The sequence below is a fragment of the Cupriavidus sp. 94F1 genome, from assembly GCF_057798875.1.
Genome location: NZ_JBYOJT010000008.1, coordinates 91,457 through 116,141 on the forward strand (window position 1 = coordinate 91,457; position 24,685 = coordinate 116,141).

Annotated in this window: 19 protein-coding genes; 9 read left to right on the top strand and 10 right to left on the bottom strand. The window is 67.4% G+C overall.

Annotated elements, in window-relative coordinates; translation table 11 throughout:
* The first annotated feature begins 348 nt into the window (after nucleotides 1–348).
* On the top strand, nucleotides 349–2,643 hold the full coding sequence (locus AC3FJ6_RS19825) for an FdhF/YdeP family oxidoreductase (protein ID WP_488773404.1): 2,295 nt from the start codon (nucleotides 349–351) through the stop codon (nucleotides 2,641–2,643).
* A 311-nt stretch (nucleotides 2,644–2,954) separates the two neighbouring features.
* On the opposite strand, the gene AC3FJ6_RS19830 is transcribed toward AC3FJ6_RS19825, so the two are convergent.
* Nucleotides 2,955–3,164 carry a hypothetical protein gene (locus AC3FJ6_RS19830; protein WP_488773405.1) on the bottom strand — a complete coding sequence of 70 codons (210 nt, stop codon included), beginning with the start codon at nucleotides 3,162–3,164 and terminating at the stop codon, nucleotides 2,955–2,957.
* A gap of 241 nt (nucleotides 3,165–3,405) precedes the next feature.
* Between AC3FJ6_RS19830 and AC3FJ6_RS19835 the strand changes: the two genes are divergently transcribed.
* The 3 genes from AC3FJ6_RS19835 to AC3FJ6_RS19845 all read left to right on the top strand — a co-directional run bounded on the left by AC3FJ6_RS19835 (nucleotide 3,406) and on the right by AC3FJ6_RS19845 (nucleotide 8,868).
* On the top strand, nucleotides 3,406–6,504 hold the full coding sequence (locus AC3FJ6_RS19835; protein ID WP_488773406.1) for an autotransporter family protein: 3,099 nt from the start codon (nucleotides 3,406–3,408) through the stop codon (nucleotides 6,502–6,504).
* 81 nt (nucleotides 6,505–6,585) lie between these two features.
* On the top strand, nucleotides 6,586–7,263 hold the full coding sequence (locus tag AC3FJ6_RS19840; RefSeq protein ID WP_488773407.1) for an HD-GYP domain-containing protein: 678 nt from the start codon (nucleotides 6,586–6,588) through the stop codon (nucleotides 7,261–7,263).
* Between the two features lie 159 nt (nucleotides 7,264–7,422).
* Nucleotides 7,423–8,868 carry a DUF1254 domain-containing protein gene (locus AC3FJ6_RS19845; RefSeq protein WP_488773408.1) on the top strand — a complete coding sequence of 482 codons (1,446 nt, stop codon included), beginning with the start codon at nucleotides 7,423–7,425 and terminating at the stop codon, nucleotides 8,866–8,868.
* A gap of 107 nt (nucleotides 8,869–8,975) precedes the next feature.
* Here the strand turns inward: AC3FJ6_RS19845 and AC3FJ6_RS19850 are convergent, their stop codons facing one another.
* From AC3FJ6_RS19850 to AC3FJ6_RS19865, 4 genes are all read right to left on the bottom strand, one after another.
* Nucleotides 8,976–10,130 (bottom strand): DUF3300 domain-containing protein, encoded by a 1,155-nt coding sequence (locus tag AC3FJ6_RS19850; protein WP_488773474.1) that lies wholly within the window; start codon nucleotides 10,128–10,130, stop codon nucleotides 8,976–8,978.
* A 5-nt stretch (nucleotides 10,131–10,135) separates the two neighbouring features.
* A complete protein-coding gene (locus AC3FJ6_RS19855) occupies nucleotides 10,136–11,044 on the bottom strand; it encodes a DUF2950 domain-containing protein (RefSeq protein WP_488773409.1) in 909 nt (302 codons plus the stop codon).
* Between the two features lie 153 nt (nucleotides 11,045–11,197).
* On the bottom strand, nucleotides 11,198–12,433 hold the full coding sequence (locus AC3FJ6_RS19860) for an NADH:flavin oxidoreductase/NADH oxidase family protein (RefSeq protein WP_488773410.1): 1,236 nt from the start codon (nucleotides 12,431–12,433) through the stop codon (nucleotides 11,198–11,200).
* A gap of 151 nt (nucleotides 12,434–12,584) precedes the next feature.
* Nucleotides 12,585–13,415, bottom strand: coding sequence for an alpha/beta fold hydrolase (locus tag AC3FJ6_RS19865; RefSeq protein WP_153948297.1), 831 nt, complete (start codon nucleotides 13,413–13,415; stop codon nucleotides 12,585–12,587).
* Nucleotides 13,416–13,669: 254 nt separating this feature from the next.
* On the opposite strand from AC3FJ6_RS19865, the gene AC3FJ6_RS19870 reads away from it, so the two are divergent.
* Entirely contained in the window at nucleotides 13,670–14,974 is a 1,305-nt protein-coding gene (locus AC3FJ6_RS19870; RefSeq protein WP_488773411.1) for an MFS transporter, read from the top strand.
* Between the two features lie 43 nt (nucleotides 14,975–15,017).
* Here AC3FJ6_RS19870 and AC3FJ6_RS19875 read toward each other — a convergent pair whose 3' ends face one another.
* The 5 genes from AC3FJ6_RS19875 to AC3FJ6_RS19895 all read right to left on the bottom strand — a co-directional run bounded on the left by AC3FJ6_RS19875 (nucleotide 15,018) and on the right by AC3FJ6_RS19895 (nucleotide 20,719).
* Nucleotides 15,018–15,797, bottom strand: a complete 780-nt coding sequence (locus AC3FJ6_RS19875; RefSeq protein ID WP_488773412.1) for a DUF2894 domain-containing protein — start codon at nucleotides 15,795–15,797, stop codon at nucleotides 15,018–15,020.
* The gene (locus AC3FJ6_RS19880; RefSeq protein WP_488773413.1) at nucleotides 15,790–16,455 is read right to left on the bottom strand and encodes an OmpA family protein; all 666 of its coding nucleotides are present in this window, start codon (nucleotides 16,453–16,455) and stop codon (nucleotides 15,790–15,792) included. Before AC3FJ6_RS19880 ends, AC3FJ6_RS19875 begins: the two co-directional genes overlap by 8 nt.
* Complete coding sequence (locus AC3FJ6_RS19885; RefSeq protein WP_488773414.1) at nucleotides 16,452–19,067, bottom strand: DUF802 domain-containing protein; 2,616 nt, start codon at nucleotides 19,065–19,067, stop codon at nucleotides 16,452–16,454. The genes AC3FJ6_RS19880 and AC3FJ6_RS19885 overlap by 4 nt, the downstream gene beginning before the upstream one ends.
* A 6-nt stretch (nucleotides 19,068–19,073) precedes the next feature.
* Nucleotides 19,074–19,772, bottom strand: coding sequence for a DUF3348 domain-containing protein (locus AC3FJ6_RS19890; RefSeq protein WP_488773475.1), 699 nt, complete (start codon nucleotides 19,770–19,772; stop codon nucleotides 19,074–19,076).
* Between the two features lie 218 nt (nucleotides 19,773–19,990).
* Nucleotides 19,991–20,719, bottom strand: a complete 729-nt coding sequence (locus AC3FJ6_RS19895) for an IclR family transcriptional regulator (protein ID WP_488773415.1) — start codon at nucleotides 20,717–20,719, stop codon at nucleotides 19,991–19,993.
* 222 nt (nucleotides 20,720–20,941) lie between these two features.
* Here AC3FJ6_RS19895 and AC3FJ6_RS19900 point away from each other — a divergent pair, with 222 nt between their 5' ends.
* The 4 genes from AC3FJ6_RS19900 (at nucleotide 20,942) to AC3FJ6_RS19915 (ending at nucleotide 24,684) form a co-directional block, all read left to right on the top strand.
* Nucleotides 20,942–21,865: a tripartite tricarboxylate transporter substrate binding protein gene (locus AC3FJ6_RS19900; RefSeq protein WP_488773416.1), complete on the top strand. Its 924-nt coding sequence runs from the start codon at nucleotides 20,942–20,944 to the stop codon at nucleotides 21,863–21,865.
* 48 nt (nucleotides 21,866–21,913) lie between these two features.
* A complete protein-coding gene (locus AC3FJ6_RS19905; protein WP_488773417.1) occupies nucleotides 21,914–22,612 on the top strand; it encodes an RraA family protein in 699 nt (232 codons plus the stop codon).
* A complete protein-coding gene (locus AC3FJ6_RS19910; RefSeq protein WP_488773418.1) occupies nucleotides 22,609–23,553 on the top strand; it encodes a hydroxyacid dehydrogenase in 945 nt (314 codons plus the stop codon). Before AC3FJ6_RS19905 ends, AC3FJ6_RS19910 begins: the two co-directional genes overlap by 4 nt.
* A 126-nt stretch (nucleotides 23,554–23,679) precedes the next feature.
* Entirely contained in the window at nucleotides 23,680–24,684 is a 1,005-nt protein-coding gene (locus tag AC3FJ6_RS19915; protein WP_488773419.1) for a Bug family tripartite tricarboxylate transporter substrate binding protein, read from the top strand.
* Nucleotide 24,685 lies beyond the last annotated feature (1 nt).

A 24,685-nucleotide genomic window follows, 5' to 3' on the forward strand; every position in this document is an offset into this window, starting at 1 on the left:
CCATGCCAACCATCGTTGCCGGATTTGCCGAGAGCGCCGCGGCCGGGGCCGCGTGTCAGGCGCTTGTCGAGACGTACCCGGGGCTCAACGTGGCCTTGCGGCTGGCTGCCGAGAATGAAAGGGAAGCGGGAGGCGAAGGCCTTCTGGCTGACCTTCGGAGCCTGATGGTGGAAATCGTAGGGGTGCAGAGCGCCGACGGCGCCGAGCACCCGGATGGATACGCGGCACGACTGATCGTGTCCGATGTGCCGGTCACGCAACTGGACGCCGTAAAGGCGCTGCTGTCGGGGCACAGCGCCGTCTTTATCGGTGAATTCGCCGACGGGGACGCACGCGAAGGAGCGCCCCATGGAACACGGTAAGGCAGAAGCCAATCCGACCGGGTCCGCCGGCGGGTGGGGATCGCTCAAGGCCGTGGCGAAGATCCTGGTGCTGGAGCATGTGCCGGTCCGGGCGAGCCACGCGCTGGCGCATCAGAACAAACCGGACGGCTTCATGTGCGTCAGCTGTTCCTGGGCGAAGCCGAGGGACCCCCACACCTTCGAGTTCTGCGAGAACGGTGCCAAGGCGACAGCCTGGGATTTGACGGCCCGCAGCATCGCCGCCGATTTTTTCGCGCGTCACACCGTTGCGGAACTGGAGCAATGGCATGACCACGATCTGGAGGATGCTGGCCGGGTAGCCGTGCCGCTGCGCTGGGACGCAAGCACCGACAAATACGTCCAGGTAACGTGGGCACAGGCATTCGACGAAATCGGGCGGGAACTCCGCGCGATGGACCCGAAGTCCGTGGTGTTCTATACCTCCGGGCGGGCATCGCTGGAGACGGCGTACATGTATCAGCTGTTTGCGCGCATGTATGGCACCAACAATATGCCGGACAGTTCGAACATGTGCCATGAAAGCACGTCGGTCGGGTTGACGGCGTCCATCGGGGTTGGCGTGGGCACCATCACGCTGGATGACTTCGAGAAAACCGACCTGATGTTCTTCTTCGGGCAGAACGTGGGCACGAACAGCCCGCGCATGCTCCACCCGTTGCAGGACGCCCGCAAGCGCGGCGTGCCGATCATCACCTTCAATCCGATTCGCGAACCGGGCCTGGTGAGCTTCGTCAACCCCCAGTCGCCGGCCGAGATGCTGACGCCGGGTGCCACGCAGATCAGTACGCAATACCACCAGGTGAAGGCCGGCGGTGACATGGGCGCCATCATGGGCATCTGCAAGGCACTCCTGGAGGCCGATGCCGACGCCATCCTGAATGGCGGCACCGGCCTGCTGGACCGCGATTTCATTGCGCAGCACACCGTGGGATTCGACGCGTTCAGTGACTGCGTGCAGGCGACGGCGTGGGAAGACATCACGCGCGTGAGCGGACTGACCCGTGCAGCCCTGACGGAGGCGGCAGCGGCGTATGGCAATGCCAAGGCCGTCATCGCGCATTTCGGGATGGGGCTGACGCAGCACCGGCATGGCGTACAGAACGTGCGAATGGTCGCCAACCTGCTGATGCTGCGCGGGAACCTGGGCAAGCCGGGTGCCGGAGCGTCGCCGATCCGGGGGCACTCGAACGTGCAGGGCCAGCGCACCGTGGGCATTACCGAGAAGCCTGAGCTGGCCCCGCTCGACAAACTTGCGGCGCAGTTCGGCTTCGAGCCGCCGCGCGAAAAGGGGCTGGATACCGTTGGTGCGTGTCGGGGCATCATCGATGGCAGCGTGCAGGCCGTGGTGCAGCTGGGCGGCAATCTGGTGCGCTCGGTGCCCGACCGCTACGTGGTCGAGCCTGCCTGGCGCAAGCTGCGGCTGACGGTGGGCATCACCACGAAGCTGAACCGGAGCCACCTCGTCCATGGCGCGATTTCCTATGTGTTGCCATGTCTGAGCCGCATAGAGATCGACCAGCGCGCGCAAGGCGCCCAGGCGGTATCGATGGAAGACAGCACGGGGTGTTTCCACGGTTCCCGGGGGGTGGCCGAACCGGCCAGCCCGGACCTGCTGTCCGAGCAGCAGATTGTCGCGGGCATCGCCCGGTCGGTGCTCGGTGCAGGCAGTCGTGTGGACTGGAATGCCTGGGCCAATGATTACGCGCTGGTGCGGGACGCCATCGAGCAGACCTATCCGGACATTTTTCGGGGCCTTAACGAACGCATGTGGGAGCCCGGCGGCTTTCACCGGCCGATGCCCGTGGCCCAGCGGCAATGGAAGACAAAAAGCGGCAAGGCCGAGTTCTTTACGCCCGCGTCCCTGCTCGAAGATCCGGACGCGCCCGAGACCGGCGCAGACGCGCTGCGGCTGTTCACGCTGCGCAGCGACAACCAGTTCAATACCACGATCTATTCGCTCGATGACCGGTTCCGGGGGATCAAGGGCACGCGAATGGTGGTACTGATGAATGACGGCGACATCGCGCGCCTTGGGCTCTCGGCGGGGCAGCGCGTCAGCCTGGAAGCCGTGACGACCGACGGCGTGACACGGCGAGTCGACGGCTTCGAACTGGTGCCTTTCGATATCCCGGCCGGATGCGTGGCGGGCTATTTTCCCGAGTGCAATCCGCTCCTGCCGCTTTGGCACCATGCCGAGGAAAGCCACGTTCCGGCTGCCAAGTCCATCCCAGTGCGGGTGTGCCCTGTGACGGCCGCCTGATCACGCCATCGCCGCCATCCCGTCATCCCGCCATCCCGCCATCCCGCCAAAATCCCGTCGTCGGGAGCACGCCCGCCGCACGCACCGATTCTGACAACGCAGAAAACGTCAGAAACGATAATAGCGGTTAAAGGTTCCTCTTAATACGTTTTTTGAAATATTTCATGTAGGTTGCCGGGACGCGGATTGTATTCTGAACCCATCGCGATTCCGGCCAGCCGTGCTGGCTCCCTGCATGGGGAAGCATGCCCGTTCGGGCGCGTGATGCCGCCGGCCAGTATCGGGCGCAGCATGCATGCCCGGCTCGCCATTCACTGCAATCGTTCCAGCGAGAGGTTTGCAAGCATGGTCAGATGCCGGTCCTGCGCCCGATACCCATTCCTGATCGTCGCCATGTGCATGGCGCCCGGTGTTGTCAGATCGGCGCTGGCCGCCACGTACGGCCCGGGGAACATCACCACGCCAATCATTGTCAGCACCGCCGACGGGACGGTCGCCGGGTCGACGACGATAACGGTCACGGGCAACGGTGTCAGGATAAATGCCGGTCGGACGGCTACGCTGGACCCGACTTTCGGTACTTTGCCCGGCCCGATCGTCCTCAATACCACCGGCTATGGCCTGTATGTGTATGGCGGAACCGGTGTCATCCGCCCTGGGACGGGCGGGGTATCGATCACGACCAGCGGAACCGGCACCAGTGCCACGGGCATCCTCGTCCAGACCGCTGGAGCAGCCGGCGGCACCTTGAATGCAGACGGTGTGTCGATCGCGACGAGCGGCAACAGCGCGAACGGCCTTTGGGTGTACGGTACCGGCGCCAATGCCACGGTAAGCCATGCACGCATCGCGACGGGCGGGGCCAGCGGCGCATCGACGCTGGCATTCGGCATGATGGTGAACGGCGGTGCCAGCGGATCGATATCGAACTCGACCATCTCGACGACCGGCCCGGGCGGGTTTGGCGTCTACGTAGCGGGCGCCGGCAGCAGGGCATCCGTCACCAACGTCGATATCACGACGGCGGGCAGCACGTTCCTGTCGGGCTCCGAGAACGGCGCCTACGGCGTCGTGGCGTCCGGCGGTGCGGCGGTCACGGTCAATGGCGGCAGTGTCACCACATCGGGCGCGTTTGCGGGCATTACGGGGGCCTACGGCGTCTTCGTCAAGGATGCAGGATCGAGCGGCATCGTATCGGGCACGACGATCACGACCACGGGCCAGATCGGCGGCGCCATCAGTGCGCGGCTTGGCGGGACCGTGCAGGCCGATCACGTGACACTCAGCACCTCCGGCGAGGTCGCCGCCGGAAACATCGGTTCCTATGGCTTCAACATGCAGGAAGGGTCCAGCGGCACGCTCACTGCCAGCTCGATCAAGACCTATGGCACGACGGGCGTCGGCCTGCGGGCCTCGGAGTCGTCGTCGATCAACGCAAGCACCACAACCGTGGAAACGTTCGGTACAAACGGCACCGCGGCGTCGGCATCCGTCGGCGGCAATATCACGGTGAACGACACACGGTTTCAGACCCACGGCACGAGCGCCGCCGGGTTGCTGGCCTCGGGCACCAACGCGGCGGGCAACAGCCCATCGCGTGTGACGGCGACGGGTGGCAGCATTGCGACCAGCGGTGCCTGGGCGCACGGGGCCTTGGCGCGGGGCGGCGGTGCGATATCGCTCGACACCGTTCCGGTCACGACATCGAACCAGCACGCTATTGGCCTGGCCGCGACCGGCGCGAACAGCCAGTTGCAGGCGAATGGCGGCAGCGTGACGACCACGGGGCTGGACGGCCACGGGGCCTATGCGGAGCAGGGCGGCCTGCTGACCCTCAATGGGACGACGATCACCACCAGCGGCGATGGCGCCCATGGTCTGGTGGTGGATACCACCGCCACCGCCATCGTCCAGCCTGCCGCGGGAGGCGGCAATGCTTCGCTTGCCACCGCCGGCGCCAATGCCGACGTCGTGCGTGTCGGCAGCGGGGGAATCTTCACCGCGACGGGGGCCACGCTCCATGCGTCGGGGACTGGGGCCAATGGACTGACACTGATGGGTGGCACCGGATCGGTCGGCCTTGGCACGACCCTGACCGGTGCAAGGGACGGCGCGGCCGATGCCAGTGGCGGGGAATCCGAGCTGCTGCTGGCGCCCGCGTCGGTGATCGCGCCATCGCTGCTGCCGAAGGCCACCACGCCGCTGTCCGTGGAAACGGCCAACCTGACGGATACCGTGCTGAAGTCCGATCAGGGGGCCGCCATCGCTGTCATCGGACCGGACGCCACCGTCAACCTGACGCGCTCCACGGTCTCCGGCGCCACGGCGCTGCTGACCGTCTCGGCCGGTGCGGCCGGCCCCGGCGTGGGCGTGGTCAACGCCGACGCTTCCACCTTGACCGGCGCCGCGCTCACCGATGCGGCCAGCACATCGACACTCAATCTGGCAAACGCCAGCACCTGGCATGTCACGGCGAACTCCACGCTGACGAACCTTGCCAACAATGCCAGCCTGATTGCGTTCACGCCGCCGGCAACGGGAGGATTCAAGACGCTGACTGCCCAGCACTACAGCGGCACGGGTGGCGTCATCGCGCTGAACACGGTGCTTGGCGCGGACGGCTCCGCATCGGACAAGCTGGTGATTCATGGCGGCACGGCCACCGGCACGACCGGCCTGCGGGTGACAAACGCTGGCGGCGCCGGGGCGCTGACCGTCGCCAACGGTATCCAGGTCGTGGACGCCATCCAGGGCGGCACCACTGCCGCCGATGCCTTTGCGCTCGATGGCCGCGCCGTCGCCGGTGCCTACGAGTATCGGCTGTTTCGTGGCAGTGTGGATGGATCCAACGCGGATGCGTGGTATCTGCGGTCGGAGGCGGCGTCGCCAGCCCCCGATCCGCTCTATCGCCCGGAGATCGCCGCGTACCTTGCCAACCAGCGGCTGGTGGGCGAGATGTTCGTGCATAGCCTGCACGACCGCCTGGGAGAGCCGCAGTACGTCGAGGGCCAGGGCTTCAACCCGGAGCAGGACAAGCCGCGCGCCGGCTGGCTGCGGGTGGTGGGCAACTGGCAGGGCAGCAAGAGCGCCAACGGCATCTTCACCGCGCGCACCAACTCGTTCCTGTTGCATGGCGGCGCCGAGCTTGCCAAGTGGAAGGTGTTCAGTGACGGGGCGGATCGCGGTCACCTGGGCCTGATGGGCAGCTACGGCTACGCCAATACCAATGCGTCCGCGCAGGGGAACCCGTTCTCCGCAAAGGGCACGGTCGAAGGCTGGAGCGTGGGCGGGTATGGCACCTGGTACCAGAACGACGAGCACAAGCTCGGGGCCTACGTGGACACGTGGTTCCAGTACGGCTGGTTCACCAACCATGTCGACGGGCAATACCTGCCATCGGTCCGTTACAACGCCCAGGGCTGGGCCGCGTCGGGCGAGACCGGCTATGCCGTGCCGCTTCGCAATGACTGGGTGATCGAGCCGCAGGGGCAACTGATCTATGTGGGCTACAACGAGTCGGACGTCACCGAGCCGAACGGCACCAGCGTACGGGGTGCCAACGCCCACGGCTGGATCACGCGCCTGGGTGCGCGCTTCCACCGGACCTTCGTGCGTCCGGAGGATCGCAAGATCCAGCCGTATCTGACGCTGAACTGGTGGCACACCAGCGTATCGAGCAGCATATCGTTCAACGACCTGCCGCTGGGCAGCATGTATCCGAGCAACCGTTATGAAGTGAAGCTTGGCGTGAATGCCGATCTGGGCAAACGCTGGACGGCATGGAGCAATGTGTCGGGCGCGTGGGGCGCGCAGAGCTTCTACCAGTATGCCCTCAGGGTTGGTGTGAAGTACGCGTGGTAGGCGTCGCTGGGGCCCAATCCCGCGTGTCGGGTGCAGTGATATTGAACGATCCGGGGGATCTCAATGACGACTGCAAATGAAATGCTGATCAGGCATGCGCTGTCCTATGCGCGACGGATTGGGCGTCCGATCGGGCCCTTCCATCGCGACACCCGCCTGCATCTGGACGACGTGGAGATCGCGCGCCATGGCTACAGGACTTCCCAGATTGTCCGCGTCATGCTGAAGGTATTGCGAACATGGAACCTGGATGGGTACGTCATCAGCGCCGAACAAGCCAGCTTGTTCGTGGTGGGTGCCCGCCATCACGACATCGGAAAGATCGGGGTGCCGCCGGAAGTCCTGCATAAGCCCGGGAAATTGAGCCAGGCCGAATACGGTGCCATGAAGCGCCACACGACGATGGGCAGCGATATCGCCGGGGCGACGCGGCGCGATTGCGCCACGCTGGCCGCGCAACTGCAATCCGTGGAGGAAGTCGCGCACTACCATCACGAGCGATGGGACGGTTCGGGGTATCCCGCCGGCCTTCGCGGGCGGGACATCCCGCTCTCCGCCCGCATCGTGGCGCTCGCCGATTCCTACGATGCGATGGTGAGCGCGCGGGTCTATAAGCCGGGCATGCCACACGAACTGGCCATGGCGGCCATTTGCGACGGGGCGGGAAGTCTGTATGACCCGGCGCTGGTCGACGTGTTTGCCGTCGCACTGGCAACGCCGCCGTTTCGTCCGGACCCGTTACCCGCTGGCCGGCCATGATGGCTCTGGCACCTGTCCATTTCTCTTAAATCTCTCCATCAAAACATTCAACATCGGGCCGTCATGGGGCAGGTGTGCCTTGCGATATGCTCGATCGGCAATTGCCATGCCTGCCATGATCCACATGGCGCGGCATGCCAACTTCCACGGAGAATCCGCATGACACGTTCCAGGATGATGCTGTTCACGCTGCTGGTAGCGGCATCGGCCAGCAGCTTCGCCCAAGGCGCCACGGGGTATGTATTCGAGCGCGGCTATCCGACGGCGCAGACCACACAGGCCGCACGCAACGATGCGGATTTCCAGCGCGCCATGACGGCGTATCGGTTCTGGTATCCGACGGTCTCGGTGGAAGGTATCTTCAACGGCAACCGGGAACTCGGGATCAAGGATGGAGAGTCGTGGGGCATGGCGGCGGCCGGTCCGAGGCAGGTCGGCTTCACGCTGAATTCCGACACGCCCTATGCATCGGCCGTGATCGACCTGAGTCAGGGCCCGGTCGTCATCGAGCTGCCGCCCGGCCCCTATATTGGCCTGGTAGACGATCACAACCAGGGTTGGGTGCAGGACGTGGGTATTCCGGGGCCGGATGCCGGCAAGGGCGGCAAGCACCTGGTGGTGCCGGCCGGCTACAAGGGAAAGATCCCCAAGGGCTACCACGTTGGCACGTCGCCTTCAGTAAAGAACCTGTTCGCGGTGCGCGCGCTGCCGGTCGGCGGAGACCTGCCCCGCGCGCTCAATGCCCTGCGGGCGATCCGGATCTACCCGCTGTCGTCGGCGGCGAGTCCGGTGCCGCTGAAGCTGGTCGATACGACCGAGCAGCGCATGGACAGCTCGTCGCTGCGCTGGGAAGGCAATCTCCAGTTCTGGCAGGTGTTGCAGAAGATCATCGACGAGGAACGGATCGTGCCGCAATTCCTGCCCATGTACGGCTTGCTGGCCGAACTGGGTATCGAGAAAGGCAAGCCGTTCCAACCCGATGCACGCATGAAGGACATCCTGGAGCGCGCGGCCAGGGCCGGGCGTGACCAGATGCTGGTGTCGGCCTTCGACAGCGCCCGCCCCGACCGGGTGAACTGGCCTGACCGGAAGTGGGAGTGGGTCGGCCTGACGCCGGGCAGCGCGCAGTTCGAGACGCCGGCAGGCATGGACCTGGAATCGCGCGACCGCTGGTTTGCCCAGGCCATCGTCACGTCGCCCGCCATGTTCCGGCGCAGTGCCGGCGCTGGTTCGCTGTACTGGATGGCCGTGCGCGACGGCAGCGGGGCATTCCTCGATGGCGGCAAGCACTACAAGGTGACCTTGCCCCAGCCGGTGCCCGGCAAGCTGTTCTGGTCGGTCACCATCTACGATGCCGAAACGCGCTCGCAGGTGCAGACCGACCAGGACAAGGCAGCGCTGCGCTCCTTGTTTGAACTCAAGGATGTGCCGACTGACGCCCCGCTGGATCTCTATGTGGGCCCGACCGCGCCGGCCGGCAAGGAAGGCCGCTGGATCAAGACCACGCCGGGCAAGGGATGGTTTGCCTACATCCGCATCTACGGCCCGGAGGCGGCGGCATTCGACAAGAGCTGGAAGCCGGGCGACTTCGAACCGGTGAAGTGAGCCGGTCGCTGCCTGCAGGCCCGGTATGAACGAACGGGGCGCGGCGATGCCGGCAGCGACGCCGGCAGTGACGCCGGCAGTGACGCCGGCAGCCGCAGGGGCTTCGCCTAGCGCCGCCCACCCCGGCCGCCGCCGCCGAATCCACGCCCACCACCGCCGCCGCCACGGAAGCCGCCGGCATTTCCACGATTCGAGCCTGAGCCCAGGCTCGAATTGCCGCGGTTCATGTCGCGTTGCATCTCGCCACGGCCATTGCCGACCCCGTTGAACCCGCTGTCACGGCCCGCGCTGCCGTCGCGGCCCCGGAACCCATTGCGGGCTTCCGCGCCGGGCGAACTGCGTCCGAACCGCTCGCGCGACGCGCTATCGCGGTAGGCCACGCCCTGGCGATGGCGGGCGTCATGCTGCCAGCGGTCTCCGCTCAGCTTGCTGGCATCGAAGTTTCGGTCGATATTGCGGGCCTTGTGATGTTCGACATGGACGTTGTTGTTGTTCCAGTCGCAGTTGCCGAAGATCGCCGCTGCCGTGATCAGCCCCACGCCGAACGCGATGCCCGAGCCGTAGCCGGGATAGTAGGCGGGGTAGGGCGGCCAGTAGTAGTACGGGTACGCGGGATAGGCCCACGGGCCGTACACGACGCCGGGGTCGTACGCCGGCACGTAGATGGTCTGCGGGTTGGCGGGCTCGATGATCACGACGCTCTGGCCCGCCGCGGTGGTCTGGGTGGTGACCGTCTGCTGGGCGTTGGACTGCAGGTTGCCGGCCTGCCGCGCCTTGGCGCGCAGCCGCTGGATGGCATCGAAGACATCCTTCTGCTGCGCCAGGAAGGCATCGCCCAGATTCTGCGTCCAGTCGATCTTGTCGTTCATCGGCGCCAGCACCTGCGGAAAGGCCAGCATCGACTTGACGCTGGCGTCCCACGGCTCGCTTTGCGCGGCCTGGATGGCGGCGTCGCCTTTCAGGTCCGGATGGGCTTTGAGCCAGCGGGCGGCCAGGACGATTTCCATCGGGTAGGTGGATGCCATCAGCACCTGGGACAGCAGGCTGTCCGGATACAGGGCGATGGGCGCCACCAGCGCCTCGATCTCCTCGGGCTTGTACGCGGCACCGGCCGGTTTCTGCACGGCGGCCAGGCGGGCCTGGTCCAGTTGGGCCTGGGCAGACGCCGGCGATGGCGCGGCGCTGTCCGGGGCGCCCGTGGTTGGCGGGTGCGTCTGGCACCCCGCCAGCATCAGCGCGACGCAGCCCGTTGCGATGGCCATGCGCTTCATGGGGATACCCGCCTCCAGCCCGGGGCTGGATCGAAGGTCTCGGTGCCGGACGCCTTCATGTCGGTCTGCGGGCCGAGATTGCGTTCATAGACGATGCCGAGGTGATTCACCATGAACGTCATCACGCCGGTGTCGCCATAGCGCACGGGCCAGGCGATCACCGCGAAGCCCCCGAAGAGCTTGCCGTCCACCATGTAGTTCATTGCGCCGGACTGGGCATGCTTGCCCTGTGCCCTGAGGAGCTTGAAGCGGTATCCGTTGTAGCCGTCCTCGCCCTGGTTCGGGCGGCTGGCATGGCTGAAGGCCTCGCCAAGCGGGCTCGGCGGCTCGCTGGGCCCGGTCGGCCAGTACAGGCCGTCGTGCCTGCCCGGCGAACTCGCCAGCTTGCTCGCGTAGACGTGGAGCTTTTCGCCGTCGTGCGTGGTCTCGGCGTAGTCGTCCTGCGCGTCCCGGATGGCCAGCAGGGTTTGTATCGCGGCAAGTTCGTTGCGGCCAATCCGGCGCACGCGCATTTCCTGCAGGCCGGCCCGGGTGTCGAATTGCCAGCCCGCCGGGCGTTTCACCAGCGGGACGGGCAGGGTCCAGCCGTCGTCGCCCACGACGATGAATGCATGGCCATCGGCCGTTCGAACGGTGTGGGACACGTTCCACGCGCGCACGAACGTCTCGCGGGCCGCGTCGCCGACGGGCGGGACGATGGCCCGGAAGTCATCGCCGAGCATTTGCGTGAGCGCGGGCTGGTCGTCAGCCAGCACGGCCTGGCCGAACGCCAGCATGCCGTCCTGGGCGGTGCCAAAAAGCTGCTGGGCCAGCGCCACGGGGGCCAGCAGCGATAACACCGTCGCCAGGCCCCACGATCGTGGCGAACCCAGGCGCATCCGAAATGGTCCCGGCCGCATGGTCATGTCATGGCTTCCTTTGCGCGTGGTGCCGGACATCGGCTGGCGCGGGCGGCGACGTTCCCGGCGGCCCGGCGGCCCGCCCGCTACTTCATTTTATGGGCGGGCGGACGGGGCGCAATGGCACTTTGGGGTAACCCGTGCGGGCCCCCGGGACACTCAGGCCCTGACGCGCTGCGCCGCCCAGCGCCGATACTTGCGTGCGCGGCAGGCATCGGACATCTGTTGCAGGATCAGCGCGCGCAACGGCGACACCCCGGGGTGGGTGGCCTTGCCCCGGCTCAGGTTGCGCAGCTGGAACTTGACCGCCGCCATGTTGGCCAGCGACGCCAGCGCCTTGTTTTTCCACGTGATCGGCGGCAGCGCCGGTGCGCTGTCCTTGCCGGCCAGCCAGTCGCGCGGCAGGTTGGGGTTGATGGCCAGGGCGGTGCCGATGCCCACCATGTCCACGCCGCTGCGGATCACCTGCTCGGCCACCGGCTGGCGGCGGATGCCGCCCGTGACCATCACGGGCATCGTCGCCACGGCGCGGATGTCCTGCGCGAACTCGACAAAGTAGGCTTCCCGGGCCAGCGTGCGGCCGTCGCGCGCCTGACCCTGCATGGCCGGCGCCTCGTAGCTGCCGCCCGACAGTTCCACCAGGTCGACGCCCAGGTTGTCGAGCATCTTCACGACCTCGCGGGCGTCCTCGACGCTGAAGCCGCCGCGCTGGAAGTCCGCGGAATTGAGCTTGACCGCGACGGCGAACCCCGGCGAGACCGCCGCCCGTACCGCCTTGACGATCTCGACCAGCAGGCGGGCGCGGTGCTCCAGTGGGCCGCCCCAGGCGTCGTTGCGCAGGTTGGTCAGCGGCGACAGGAACTGGCTAAGCAGATAGCCGTGCGCAGCGTGGATCTGGACACCCGTGAAGCCGGCCTGTTCGCCCAGTTGCGCGGTGCGGGCAAAGCGCCGGATCACATCCTCGATGACGTCCTGGGTCATCGCCTTCGGCGGGCTGAAGTGCCTGGACATGTTGCCCAGCGCCATCGGCACGGCGGAGGGCGCCCACGTGGGCTGCCGCAGGCTGGCGGGCATCTGGCGGCCGGGATGGTTGATCTGCAGCCAGAACTGCGCCCCGTTGGCGCGCCCGGCGCTGGCCCAGCGCCGGAACCTGTCGAGGTGCGTGGCGTCTTCCAGCACAACGCCCCCCGGCCCCGTCATGGCGCGGCCGTCCACCATCACGTTGCCGGTCAGCAGCAGGCCGGCGCCGCCGTCTGCCCACGCCCGGTACAGGCGAATCAGCGCGTCGGACGGCGCATGGTCGGCGTCAGCCATGTTCTCTTCCATCGCGGCTTTGGCGATGCGGTTCGGAATGCTGGAACCGTTGCGAAGGACGAGCTTGTCGAACACGTTCATGAGGTCACCTCGTTGGATCGAGGCTCGACTCTAAGATTAAAGTCAACTTCAAGGTCAAGGCCTTTTTGTGCGACCGGTCCGGCCGCGCCATGCAAAAGGCCCGCCTCGGAAATCGGGGCGGGCCTGCTGGAGGGATCGATGTTAAAGGTGATTAGCTGCGCACAAACGCCAGCAGGTCGGCATTGATCGTGTCGGCGTTGGTCGTGGGCATGCCGTGTGGAAATCCCGGGTAGGTCTTCAGCGTGCCGTTCTTCAGCAGCTTGGCCGACAGCGGGGCCGAGTCGGCATAGGGCACGATCTGGTCGTCGTCGCCGTGCATGACCAGGACCGGGATCGTGGCGCGCTTCAGGTCCTCGGTGAAATCGGTCTGCGAAAACGCCACGATGCCATCGTAGTGGGCCTTCGCGCTGCCCATCATGCCCTGGCGCCACCAGTTGCGGATGACCCCTTCGGACGGCTTGGCGTTGGGCCGGTTGTAGCCATAGAACGGTCCGGTGGGAATGTCGAGGTAGAACTGCGCGCGATTGGCCGCGACCTGCGCCTGGAAACCGTCGAAGACGTCCTTGGGCAGGCCGCCCGGGTTGCTTTCGGTCTTGACCATCAACGGCGGCACCGCGCTGACGAGCACGGCCTTGGCGACGCGGTCCTCGCCATGGCGGGCAACGTAGTGGATGACCTCGCCGCCGCCCGTGGAGTGGCCAATATGGACGGCCTTCTGTACGCCCAGGTGTTTCACCACGGCCGCCACGTCGTCGGCGTAGTGGTCCATGTCGTGTCCGTCCCAGACCTGGCTGGACCGGCCATGGCCGCGTCGGTCATGGGCCACGACCCGGTATCCCTGCGCCAGGAAGAACAGCATCTGGGCGTCCCAGTCATCGGCGCTCAGCGGCCAGCCGTGATGAAAGAAGATCACCTGTGCGTCGCGTGGTCCCCAGTCCTTGTAGAAGATATCAACGCCGTCGCTGGTTGTGACGTATCCCATGATTCGCTTCTCCTGAGTGGTGCGGCCATCAAGCCTCGATGCGGGAATCCGGCGGGCGGCGCTGGTACGCCGCGGCCGGGCGCGGCCCGTCGTGCCGGGAATTGTCCAGCGCATCGTTCGGGCCAGAGACCACTGTAGGATTGAAGTCCACCTCAGGGTCAAGCTTTTTCAGTTGGTGAGAACTGGCGACCGCCGGGGCCGGTGCCCCGACTTTTTCCTACACTTACTCCGGGCAGGCTCAGGCAGGTGCGACGATGCGGGCCGATTCTGGTCGTGGGGACGACACGGGCAGCGACCGAACGCTGGTGTATTTCGGATGGCTGACGTTGTTCGTCTACCTGGCGACGCCGGCCGGCGCCCTGGTCGACATCCAGACGTCGTACATGCTCAAGAACGAGCTGCACGCCACGGCCACGCAGATTTCCACGTTCCGGCTGGTGACGGGCATCCCCGTCTATGTGGCGTTCGTGTTCGGGCTGGCACGCGACCAGTGGAGCCCGTTCGGCATGCGCGATCGCGGCTATTTCCTGGTCTTTGCGCCGCTGACGGCGCTGGCCTGCGTCTGGATGGCCCATTCGGGCTTTTCTTATCCGGGCCTGCTGGTGGGCACGCTGATGGCCATGCTGGCATTCCGCTTCGTGGCGGCGGCCTGTCAGGGGCTGATCGCCCTGGTCGGCCAGGAAAAGCTGATGTCCGGCCGGCTCAGCGCGCTGTGGAACGTGATCAGCGCCGTGCCGGTGGTGGCAGGCGCCTTCGCTTCGGGCTACGTGTCCGACCACCTGGCCGCCAGGCAGGCCATCTACCTGGTGGCCGTCTTCAACCTGATGATCGTGGCGTTGGCGCTCTGGAAGCCGCCGTCGGTGTTCGGGCAGCTCTATGACCGGAGGCAGGCCCGCGCCACCGACTTCGTGGGGAACATCAAAAGGCTGGTCCGGCACAAGGCCGTCTATCCGGCGGTGCTGATCTGCTTCCTGTGGAACTTCGCCCCGGGTTCGGCCACGCCGTTGCAGTTCTACCTGACCAACGAGCTGCATGCGTCGGACAGCGTGTACTCGTACTACAACGGCATCTTCGCCGCCGCCTTCGTGCCGACTTTCCTGATCTACGGCTACCTGTGCAAGCGGGTCGCGCTGGGCAAGCTGCTGTGGTGGGGCACGATCATCGCCGTGCCGCAGATGATTCCGCTGGCGTTCATCCAGTCGGCCGATCTGGCGCTGGTGCTGGCGGCGCCGACCGGGCTGATGGGCGGCATTGCCACCGCCGCCTACCTGGATCTGGCGATGCGATCCTGTCCGCCCGGCCTGCAGGGCACGCTGATGATGCTGGTGGATGGCGTGCTCGCGCTGTCCGGGCGTGCCGGCGACCTGCTCGGGTCGTGGATCTACAACAGCGCGCCGTCGCACGGATTCGTGTACTGCGTGATGGCCACCACAGCCGTGTACGCGCTGATCCTGGCCTTGATTCCGCTCACGCCCAAGGCGTTGATTGCGACGCGCGATGGCGAGCCCGTCGCGGAGGACCCTGCGCCCGCGTCGCCGCCTGGCCGGGAGCCCGCCTGACCGGCGTCACCTGCTGGCCTGAGGGCGGTGCGGGCACCGTCGCTCAGGCCGTGCCGCTCCCGGACCGGGACGACCTGGTCCGCGCCTTGCGCGGGGCAGGGGCGCGTGGCGCCTCGCGGTCGGGCACGAGCGAGATGGCGTGCATGCCCTCCAGCCAAGACAGCGCATCGACGTACGACAGGAACTGCTCCAGATAGCCGGGCGACACCTCGCGCATCAGCGACAGCGAGCGATGCACCAGGTGATTCGTGTTCAACGGCCCGGCGTTTTCCGGCACACCGGCCTGCGAATCGCGCAACTGTCGATCGACGCTGACGCGCGCCCAGGTGTCGCGGAAATAGTCGGCCAGCGCCGGCTCGGCGTGTCGGGCGCGATGCGCGTTGACGGCAGCCGGCGTGCCGGATGCGCCCGGTACCTGGGACGCGGAGCGGGTGCCCGGCGGTGCGGCCGGATCTGCCGCCGGATGCGGGTCCGGAAGAGCGTCCTGCGGATAGGCCCGGCCAAGCCGCGCCGTGAGGGCGGCCAGGCCGGAGTGGGCGTCGGCCCGCTGCAGCGACGTGCCGGACGCAGGCGCCTCGATCCCGGCGCGCGACAACCGATCGCCAAAATCGGCAACCAGCGCAGCCAGGCGCTGCTCCAGCCGTCGCCGCGGCTCGCCATCGTAGGCCGATGCGCGCCGGGCCAGTGCGTCGATAAAGCGGAAGCGAACCGGATCGGCGCGGTCGGCGCCGCTGTCGCGCCAGCCGTCGATCCGGGCGCGGGCGTCGCGGCGTTCCTCGCGCGGGTCGGCGGTTGGCTCGTCGCGCAATTCTTCGCTATGCATCGGGTTTGGACTGGGCTGCCGTGGCGCCGCCACCGGCCGAGATGCGCGGCACTGGCGCAATTTCCACGCGGCGGTTCTTCGCCCGGCTGTCTTCCGTGGCATTGGACGCAACCGGCTGCTGCGATCCAAACGCCGCCGAGAACACCGACGCTGGCGGCACGCCCGACTCGATCAGCGCGCGGGTCACGGTCAGCGCCCGCTGGGCCGACAGTTCCAGGTTGTCGGCGAAGCGCCGGTTACCTTCCCTGACCTGCTGGTCGTCGGTGAAGCCGCTCACCATCAGGATCTCGTCGCGCGCGCCCAGATAGGCCGACAGCGGCGCCGCCAGGCTCTTGAGCAGGGTGCGGCCCTCGGGCTGCAACTGGTCGGAGTTCAGCGCGAACAGCACGTTGCCGCTGATGCCGATGCGGCCATCCTTGAGCGTGACGCGGCCGGCTGCCAGCGGCCCGGCCAGCGCCTGTTCCAGCGTCTGGCGGCGCTTGAGCTCCGCCTGCCGCTGCTTGACCTCGTTCTCGAGCCGTGCCGACAGCTCCATCTGCACGCCGATGACGCCCAGCAGCACCAGCACGAAGGCGCCCAGCATCACCGACATCAGGTCGCCAAACACCGCCCAGGCCGGGACGGTCGGCTCCACGCCGGCGTCGATATCGTCCGTCATGCCGCCTCGACCCCAGACTGTTGCGCGGAAAACTGCTGCAGGTTCTCCAGGATCTGCTTCTGCGACAGCATGCTGAGATCGACCACCTCGCGGGCCTGCGCCACGTAGTAGGCCAGTTGCTCGTCGCTACGGGACATCGACTTGTCGAGCGCGGCCTCGATGCGGGCCAGGTGCTCGGCCAGCTTGTCGTTCGAGGCGCCAAACAGCTGCACCGCCGCGCCGAATGCTTCGCCCAGGCTCGCCACCTCGACGGCGCTGCTGGTGATCTGCGCGGCAATGCCGTCCAGCTTGCCGGTCTCCTGCGCCACCTGCTCGGTGAAGCGCGTGCCCACGCGTTCCAGCAGGTCGGCCGTGGTCGTGACCAGGCCATCCACCGCCGTGCGCTGTTCGGTGGAAGCGTGGTTCACGGCGTCGAGCAGCGTGCCCAGTGTCTCCAGCAGGCGGCCACGTTCCTCCAGCATCGCGTTGTCGCGCGCCATGCCGTCGGTCAGCTTCTGGCGCAGTTCGGCGATGACGTCGGCAGCCGCCTTGGGCGCCTCCGTTGCCACCTGGGCCAGACGGGCCACCTCGGCGATGGTCTCGCTGGCTTGCTGCTGCGTGTGCGTGGCGATGTCGTGGGCGGTCTGCGACAGGGCGTCGCGGATTTCCCGCTGATGATCGGCCGATTGCGTGCTGGCCTGCTGCCATTCGTCGCGCATGGTTGCGGCCATGGCGGCCAGCGTGTCGCGCCATGCGGTCAGGCGGGCTTCGTCGCGCGATGCCAGTTCGGCCTGCAGCGCGGATGCGGCCTGCAGCAGGCGGTCGATCTCGGCCACGGTGCCGGCGGCGTGGGCCTGGGCGTGCGTGGCGATGTCGCGCGCGCTTTGCGACAGGGCGTCGTGCACGTCCTGCTGGCGGGCCGCCGCCGTGGCGCTGGCCTGCTGCCATTCGTCGCGCATGGTTGCGACCATGGCGGCCAGCGTGTCGCGCCATGCGGTCAGGCGGACTTCGTCGCGCGATGCCAGTTCGGCCTGCAGCCCGGATGCGGCCTGTAGCAGGCGGTCGATCTCGGCCACGGTGCCGGCGGCGTGGGCCTGGGCATGCGTGGCGATGTCGCGGGCACTTTGCGATAGCGCATCGTGGACGTCCTGCTGGCGGGCCGCCGCCGTAGCGCTGGCCTGCTGCCATTCGTCACGCATGGTCGTGGCCATGGCGGCCAGCGTGTCGCGCCAGGCGGACAGGCGGGCTTCGTCGCTGGCGGCCAGTGCCGACTGGCGCGCTGTCTCCTGCGCGGCCAGTTGCGCTTGCAGGTCGGCGTGCGACTGGCTGACCGTGGCGGCGATGCCGGCGGCGTGTTGGGCAAAGGCGGACGAGGCGTCGGCCATGGCCTGGCGGCCGGCGCCGGCGAGTGCGGCACCCGATTGCTCCAGCCGCGACAGCGCCGCATCCCACGTACGGGCCGCGCCGGCGTTGGCGGCGTCGAGACGGGCAGCCACTGCGTCGACCATTGCCGACGAGCGTGCCGTGAAAGCTTCCCCGAAACCGTCAAGCGATGTCCGCAGGTCGGACGTCAGCGCCGTGTTCGCCTGCTGGTGCTGCACCAGGGCCTGCTGCCAGGTGTCGGTCACGGCGGCCGTCGTGGCCGCGAAGCGCGCGGACAGGCTGTCCAGATGCTGCTGCACGGTCTGCGTGACGGTGTCGCGCACGGTGGCGGCTTCGTGGGCAAGACCGGCCATCGTGGTGTCCACGGCGGGCTGGATGGCCGCGCTGGCGGCACGCGCGCTATCGGCGATGCCTTCCTTGAGCGACTGCCCCACGGTGTCGGCCAGCCGCGCATAGGCGGCGTCGGTGCGCGCGTGAAAGGCATCCTGGTTGGCTGACAGGCGCTCGCCAAGGGCTTCGTTCTGGCGGGCCATCGCGGTGGTCATGGTTTCCAGCCGGTCCACGAGCACGGGCATCAGCTCGGCCTGCCGCTGCAGCAGCGCATACACGGCGTCGTGCTGGTGATGGCGCGAATGCACGTGCAGCGTGGTGGCGATGCGTTCATCGAGCATTTGCGCCGCCTGCACCCGCTCGCGGCGGACCAGCGCGGAAAGCAGCCCAAGCATGGCGGACGTGGCCACGCCGGCCACCGACGTCCCGAACGCGAAGCCCAGGCCCTTGACCGGGGCGGCCAGCGACGCGCGGATGGCCTGCAGGTCCGCGGCGCTTTCCAGCGCCACGCCGGTGGTGCGCAGCGTGCCGACCATGCCGAGGAAGGTGCCGAGCATGCCCAGCAACACCAGCAGGCCCACCAGATACGGCGTCATGGCCGGGCCGGGCAGGGCCACGCGCTCGCCTTCCACGCGCAGGCGCACCGCGTTGCGCAGGCTCGGATGCAGGCGGTCCAGCCACGCTGCAAGGCTCGCTGGCGGCGTGGCCAGGTCGGCTAGCGCGGCGGTCAGCGTGGGCGTGGCGTCGCGGTAGCGGCGCAGTTCCAGTGCGCCGCCCACATAGAAGCCGCCGATGATCAACGTGACGGCCAGCGCCAGCGCGTTCGTGCCGGCGTAGCCCGCGCCGACCCAGCCGACGACGGCCAGGCCCGCAAGAAAGACCGCCAGGGGTGCGGCAACGGTTGTGAAAGGTTTCTTCATGTCGATTCAGCTTTCGCGCAGGGCCGCGAGCAGCGCATCCACCGGCTGGAAGCGGATCTCCAGTTCGGCCAGCAGCACACTCTGCATATCCCTGCGAAATTCGTTGAGCCACGCGCCCTCAGCGCCGCGCAGCCGTGTGAAATGCGGTTCCAGCATCCCAGGCACGGCGGCCAGCACAGCCTGTTCGCGCGGGCCGAGCACCTGCTCCATGACGGCATCCAGCATGGCCAGCCGCCCCGCCGGCGCCGTCCGCGCCGCCAGGGCCGTACGCAGCCGCGCACGCAGTCCGGCGATCTCGTGTTCCATTTGCTGCTGCAGCGTCACGTAGCGCTGGCGATGCACGGCGAAGTCGGCTTCGGCCGGATCGGGCGCGGCGGCGCGCGACGGCATGCGGCGACGGGTATCGGCCGACGAGGCCTGGCCCGTGATCGCCGCGGTCAACTGGGCGCGCACATGGGCGCCGGCGGCGTCACCCATCGGTGAAGGCCTGCCATGGCTTACCCGCGCCGGTGCGCCGGACGGCACTTCCGGCGGATTGCCGTTGAGCGCGGCCGATAGCGCGATGGCGTCGGTCCAGCCCAGCCACCGGCTCATCACCGCAGACAACGACGGCGCGGCGCCAGAGGCACCGGCATCCGTCAGGCGAGCCAGCAGGCGTAGCAGTTTCGGGCCGCTGAGACCCGTGCGCTGTGGCACTTGCATCATGTCGCCAGGATGAAAAAACGGGGAGTTTACACGGTCGGGGGCCGGTAGCGCCGGCAAATCAGGGAAGACGATGAAGATCGCCAGCTTGGTCTGGCGGACACGCCACCTCTCGCCGAGCGTGCATCCGGCAGGCGGACCCAGGCCATCCATTGCGGAAAGCCCCTTCGCCCGGGCGGGAATGCCGGGGGAGGGCGGCGGCCGATGTCACGGCACAGGCTTCAGTCGTGCGGGACGTTCCCCGTGCCGTAGATCTTCTCGCACCATGCCGGACTCGCGCCCAGCAGCCTTGACAGTTTGGTGGCCGCCACGAGCTGCGCGCGGCTGATCTCGGCGCGATCCGCCGCCTCCAGGCGCGAGGCCGGGCCGGAAAGCGCAAGCGCGGCGATGAACTTGTCGCCGGCGCCGAACAGCGGCGTGGCGAAGGCTGCGGTGTAGATGTCGCGCACGCCGGCGGTGAACCACGGCAGCGGCTCGTCGCGCCGGGCCGATTCGTCCGCCTTGCCCCAGTACTTGAGCACCGACGCGATGGCCGTGTCGTCGAGCGGAAGGATGGTGCCCGGCAGGCGCGTCTCGCGCAGGCCCTCGCTCGGCTCGGCGCGATACGGGCACATGCGATGCTCGTCGCCGTGCAGCACGTAGTACGACGCGCTTTCGCGGGTGGCCAGCGCCAGTTCCTGCAACACGGGTTCGATCAGCGAGCCGAGCTGGAACGATTGCTCGTACAGCTTGCCCAGGTAAAGCACACGCGGCCCCAGCGCATAGCGCCCGTCGGCCGTGCGCACCACATAGCTCATCCGCTCCAGCGAATTCAGCAGACGGAACACCGTCGTCTTGTGCATGCCGGAGTTGCTGGACAGTTGCGCCAGCGACTGGACCTCCGCGCCAAGGCGGAAGCAGTCCAGCAAACCAAGCGCCTTTTCGACGGCGGCTACCCCGTGGTTACTCATTGTTGGTTCCGGTACGTAATTTCGATGATTGTACTGTGTACAACGCCGTTTTGTACCGTACACGGGTATACGCCAAGTGGAGTCGCGACCTTTACGGACTATAGTTGTCTCAAATTTATGAAACGCTGTTGTACATCGTACAACGCAGCAAAACGGAGACAACCAATGCGTCAAGTCCGGTCCCCCCGATCCTTGCGATCGCTTTTCGTCGCGGCATTTGCGATGACCGCCATGTCCGCGCACGCGGCCTGGCCCGACGACCGGCCCATCGAGGTCTACGTCGGTTTTGCCGCCGGGGGCGGCACGGACCTGCTGGCGCGCGCGATGGCGCCGTACCTGCAGAAGCATCTGGGCGGCAAGGCCCGCATCGTGGTGGTGAACAAGCCGGGCGCCTCGGGCGAGATTGCCTACTCGGCGCTGGCGCGGGCGGCGGCCGATGGCTACACGATCGGCATCGTGTCGACGCCTTCGCTGCTGACGATTCCGATCCAGCGCAAGCCCAAGTACGACCCGGCCGGCATCGTGCCACTGGCCCGCGTGGTCGACGATCCGGCCATGTTCGTGGTGGCGGGCGACAGCAAGCTGGGGTCGCTGGCCGATCTGGTGAAGCAGCTCAAGGGCAACCCCGAAGGCTTGTCGATGGGCAGCAACGGCATCGGCACCAATGGCCATATGGCCGCGCTGGCCTTGCAGCAGGCCACTGGCGCCCGCGTCAATCACATTCCGTTCGCCGGCACGTCGCAGACCAAGACGAGCCTGCTGGGCCACCACATCGACGTGATGGCCATGAGCACGACCGAATTCACCGAGGCCGACCGGGCGTCGAAGGACGTGAAGGTGCTGGCGCAACTGGGCACCGAGCGCCGCCCCGGTCTGCTGGCCGATGTGCCGACGGCCCGCGAGCAGAAGCTCGACATCACGATCTCGTCCGAGCGTGGCTTTGCGGCACCGCGCGGCCTGCCACCCGAGATCGCCAGGCGTCTGCAGGACGCCATCGAGGCCACGACGAAAGACCCCGAATTTCTGGCCCGCGCCGTCAACGAGGCGCGCGGCATCTCCTACCTGTCCGGCACGGCGTGGACCCAGCACATGGCCACGCAGCGCGGCAAGTTCGAAAGCCTGTGGAAGCTCGCTTCCACAAAGTAATCCCCCGAGTTGGACCCCCTTGTTTGTCCGTCATATCTGGAGTCGTACATGAGCACCCAAGCCAAAGCATCCCCCGCCATCCGCCGTGATTTCGAGCGCGTTTCGCCCGAACTGGTGGCGCGCGCGTCGAAGTTCCAGGCCGCCATCCTGGCCGATGTGGTGGGCCGTCGCGGCACGCTGAATGCCCGCGTGCAGGGCCTGTCGCCGGCCATGAAGGTGTGCGGCCCGGCACTGACCGTCGAAGTGCGTCCCGGCGACAACCTGATGTTCCACGTGGCGCTGGCGCTGGGCAAGCCCGGCGATGTGATCGTGGTGGACGGCAAGGGCGACCAGACGGCCGCGCTGTGCGGCGAGATCATGGCCACGCAGGCGCAGGCTTCGGGACTGGCCGGCTTCGTGATCGATGCCGCCGTGCGGGATTCGCACGAACTGGCCCATGGCAAGTTTCCGATCTTCTCGGCCGGCACCAATCCGTGCGGCCCCACCAAGGCCATTGGCGGCCTGGTGAACTGGCCCGCTTCGGTGGCGGGCGTGGCCGTCAATCCGGGCGACCTGATCGTGGGCGACGCCGACGGCGTGGTCGTCATCCCGCGCGAAGACGTGCCGGCCATCCTGGAACTGGCGCAGAAGAAGGTGGATGCCGAAGCCAAGCGCATTGCCGCCATCAAGGCCGGCGACCTGCGTCCGGGCTGGCTCGACAAGGAACTGCGCGCCGCTGGCGTGCTGGCCGAAGGGGAATCGCTGTGAGCATCGCGAAGAAACCCGTACTGCTGGTCACGGGCAATGACCTGGCGCCGCAGGCGCTGGAACTGCTCAAGGATTTCGAGGTGGTCTTCGCCGGCAAGCAATGCAGCGAGGAAACCGTGCTGGCGCTGGCCCTGGAAAAGGACCCCGTGGCCATCATCGTGCGCTACGGCAAGGTGGGCGCGACGGTCATGGATGCCGCGCCGTCGCTGAAAGTGATCTCCAAGCACGGCAGCGGCATCGACGTGATCGACCAGAACGCCGCCGCGCAGCGCGGCATCGCCGTGAAGGCGGCGGTGGGCGCCAACGCCGCCGCGGTGGCCGAGCACGCATGGGCACTGATCCTGGCCTGCGCCAAGGCCGTGCCGCACCTGAACGCGCGCATGCGCGCCGGGCATTGGGACAAGGCGATCCACAAGAGCATCGAGCTGAACGGCCGCACGCTGGGCATCGTGGGCCTGGGCGAGATTGGCCGTCGTGCCGCCGTGACCGGCGTGGCGCTGGGCATGCGCGTGATGGCGTTCGATCCCTATGCGAAGACGGTGCCCCAGGGCGTGACGCGGGTGGACAACCTGCCGCAGCTGTATCGCGAGGCCGATGTGGTGTCGCTGCATTGCCCGCTGACCGACGACAACCGTGGCATGCTGAACCGCGAGACGCTGGCCCAGTTCAAGGACGGCGCGATCCTGGTCAACACGGCGCGTGGCGGCCTGATCGACGAACCGGCGCTGGCCGAGGCGCTGGCCAGCGGCAAGCTGTATGCGGCCGGCCTGGACAGCTTCGCGGTGGAGCCGATGACCGTGCCGCATCCGTTCCAGCAGATCGAGAACCTGATCCTGTCGCCGCATATCGGCGGTGTCAGCGACGCGGCCTACGTGAACATGGGCGTGGGCGCGGCGAAGAACGTGCTGGCCGTGCTGCGGGACGCCGCCACGGCGGTATAACGGCGTAACGGTGTAACCGTGTAAGGGTGTCACGGTGTAAGGGAAGCCCCGGCTTCCACAGACAGAAACAGGCATCGCGGCGGGTTTGGCGTCAGCCATACCCGTCACAGTTGCCAGGAGACAACGATGTTGCATCGCGCATTTTTTCCCTCATTGTTCCGTTCGTGTGCCCGTCTGGCGGTACCGCTGGCCGCCGCCGCGACACTGGCCGGCCTGGGCGTGCCAGCGCTGGCGGCGTATCCCGACAAGCCGGTGCGGATCGTCGTGCCCAACCCCCCGGGCGGCGCCGTCGATGTGGTGACCCGCAAGGTGGCGCAGAAGCTGACCCAGCAGACGGGCCAGAGCTTCGTGGTCGAGAACAAGCCGGGTGCCTCGGGCACGATCGGCACCTCGCAGGTGGTGAACGCGCCGGCAGACGGCTACACGCTGCTGGCCAACGACAATTCGTACACCACGCTGCCCTATGTCTTCAGGAAGCTGAACTGGGACCATCAGACCGCGCTGGTGCCCATCGCACCGTTTGCGTTCTCGCCGGTGGTGGTGGGCGTGAAGGCCGATTCGCGCTTCAAGGACCTGCAGTCGCTGGTCAGCTACGCCAAGGCGCATCCGGGCGAAGTGACGTTCGGCTCGGGCGGCCCCGGCAGTTCTCCGCATTTTGCCGCCGAGGCGTTCCAGCAGGCCGCCGGCATCAAGCTGATGCACGTGCCGTACAAGGGTGCCGGCGAGGCCATGGTGGGCCTGCTGGGAGGCAGCGTCGACCTGCTGGTGGTGTCCACGCCAACCGCGCTGGCGCCGGTCAAGGGCAATCAGATGCGCTTGCTGGCCATCAGCGGCAAGAGCCGTGTCGATGTGTTCCCGAATGTGCCGACGTTTGCCGAAGCCGGCCTGCCGGCCTTCAGCCTGTTCAACTGGTCGGGCCTGGCCGCGCCGAAGGGCACGCCGAAGGAAGTCGTCGACCGCCTGCAGGCCGAAGTCCACAAGGCGCTGCAGTCGCCCGACATGAAGGACTTCCTGGCCAGGATGGGCTCGCAGCCGGGCAATCTGGACAGCCCCGCGTTTGCGCAGCTGATCCAGCGGGAAACTGCGCAATGGGCCACCGTTGCGCAGAAGGCCAATATCGAAAAGCAATAAG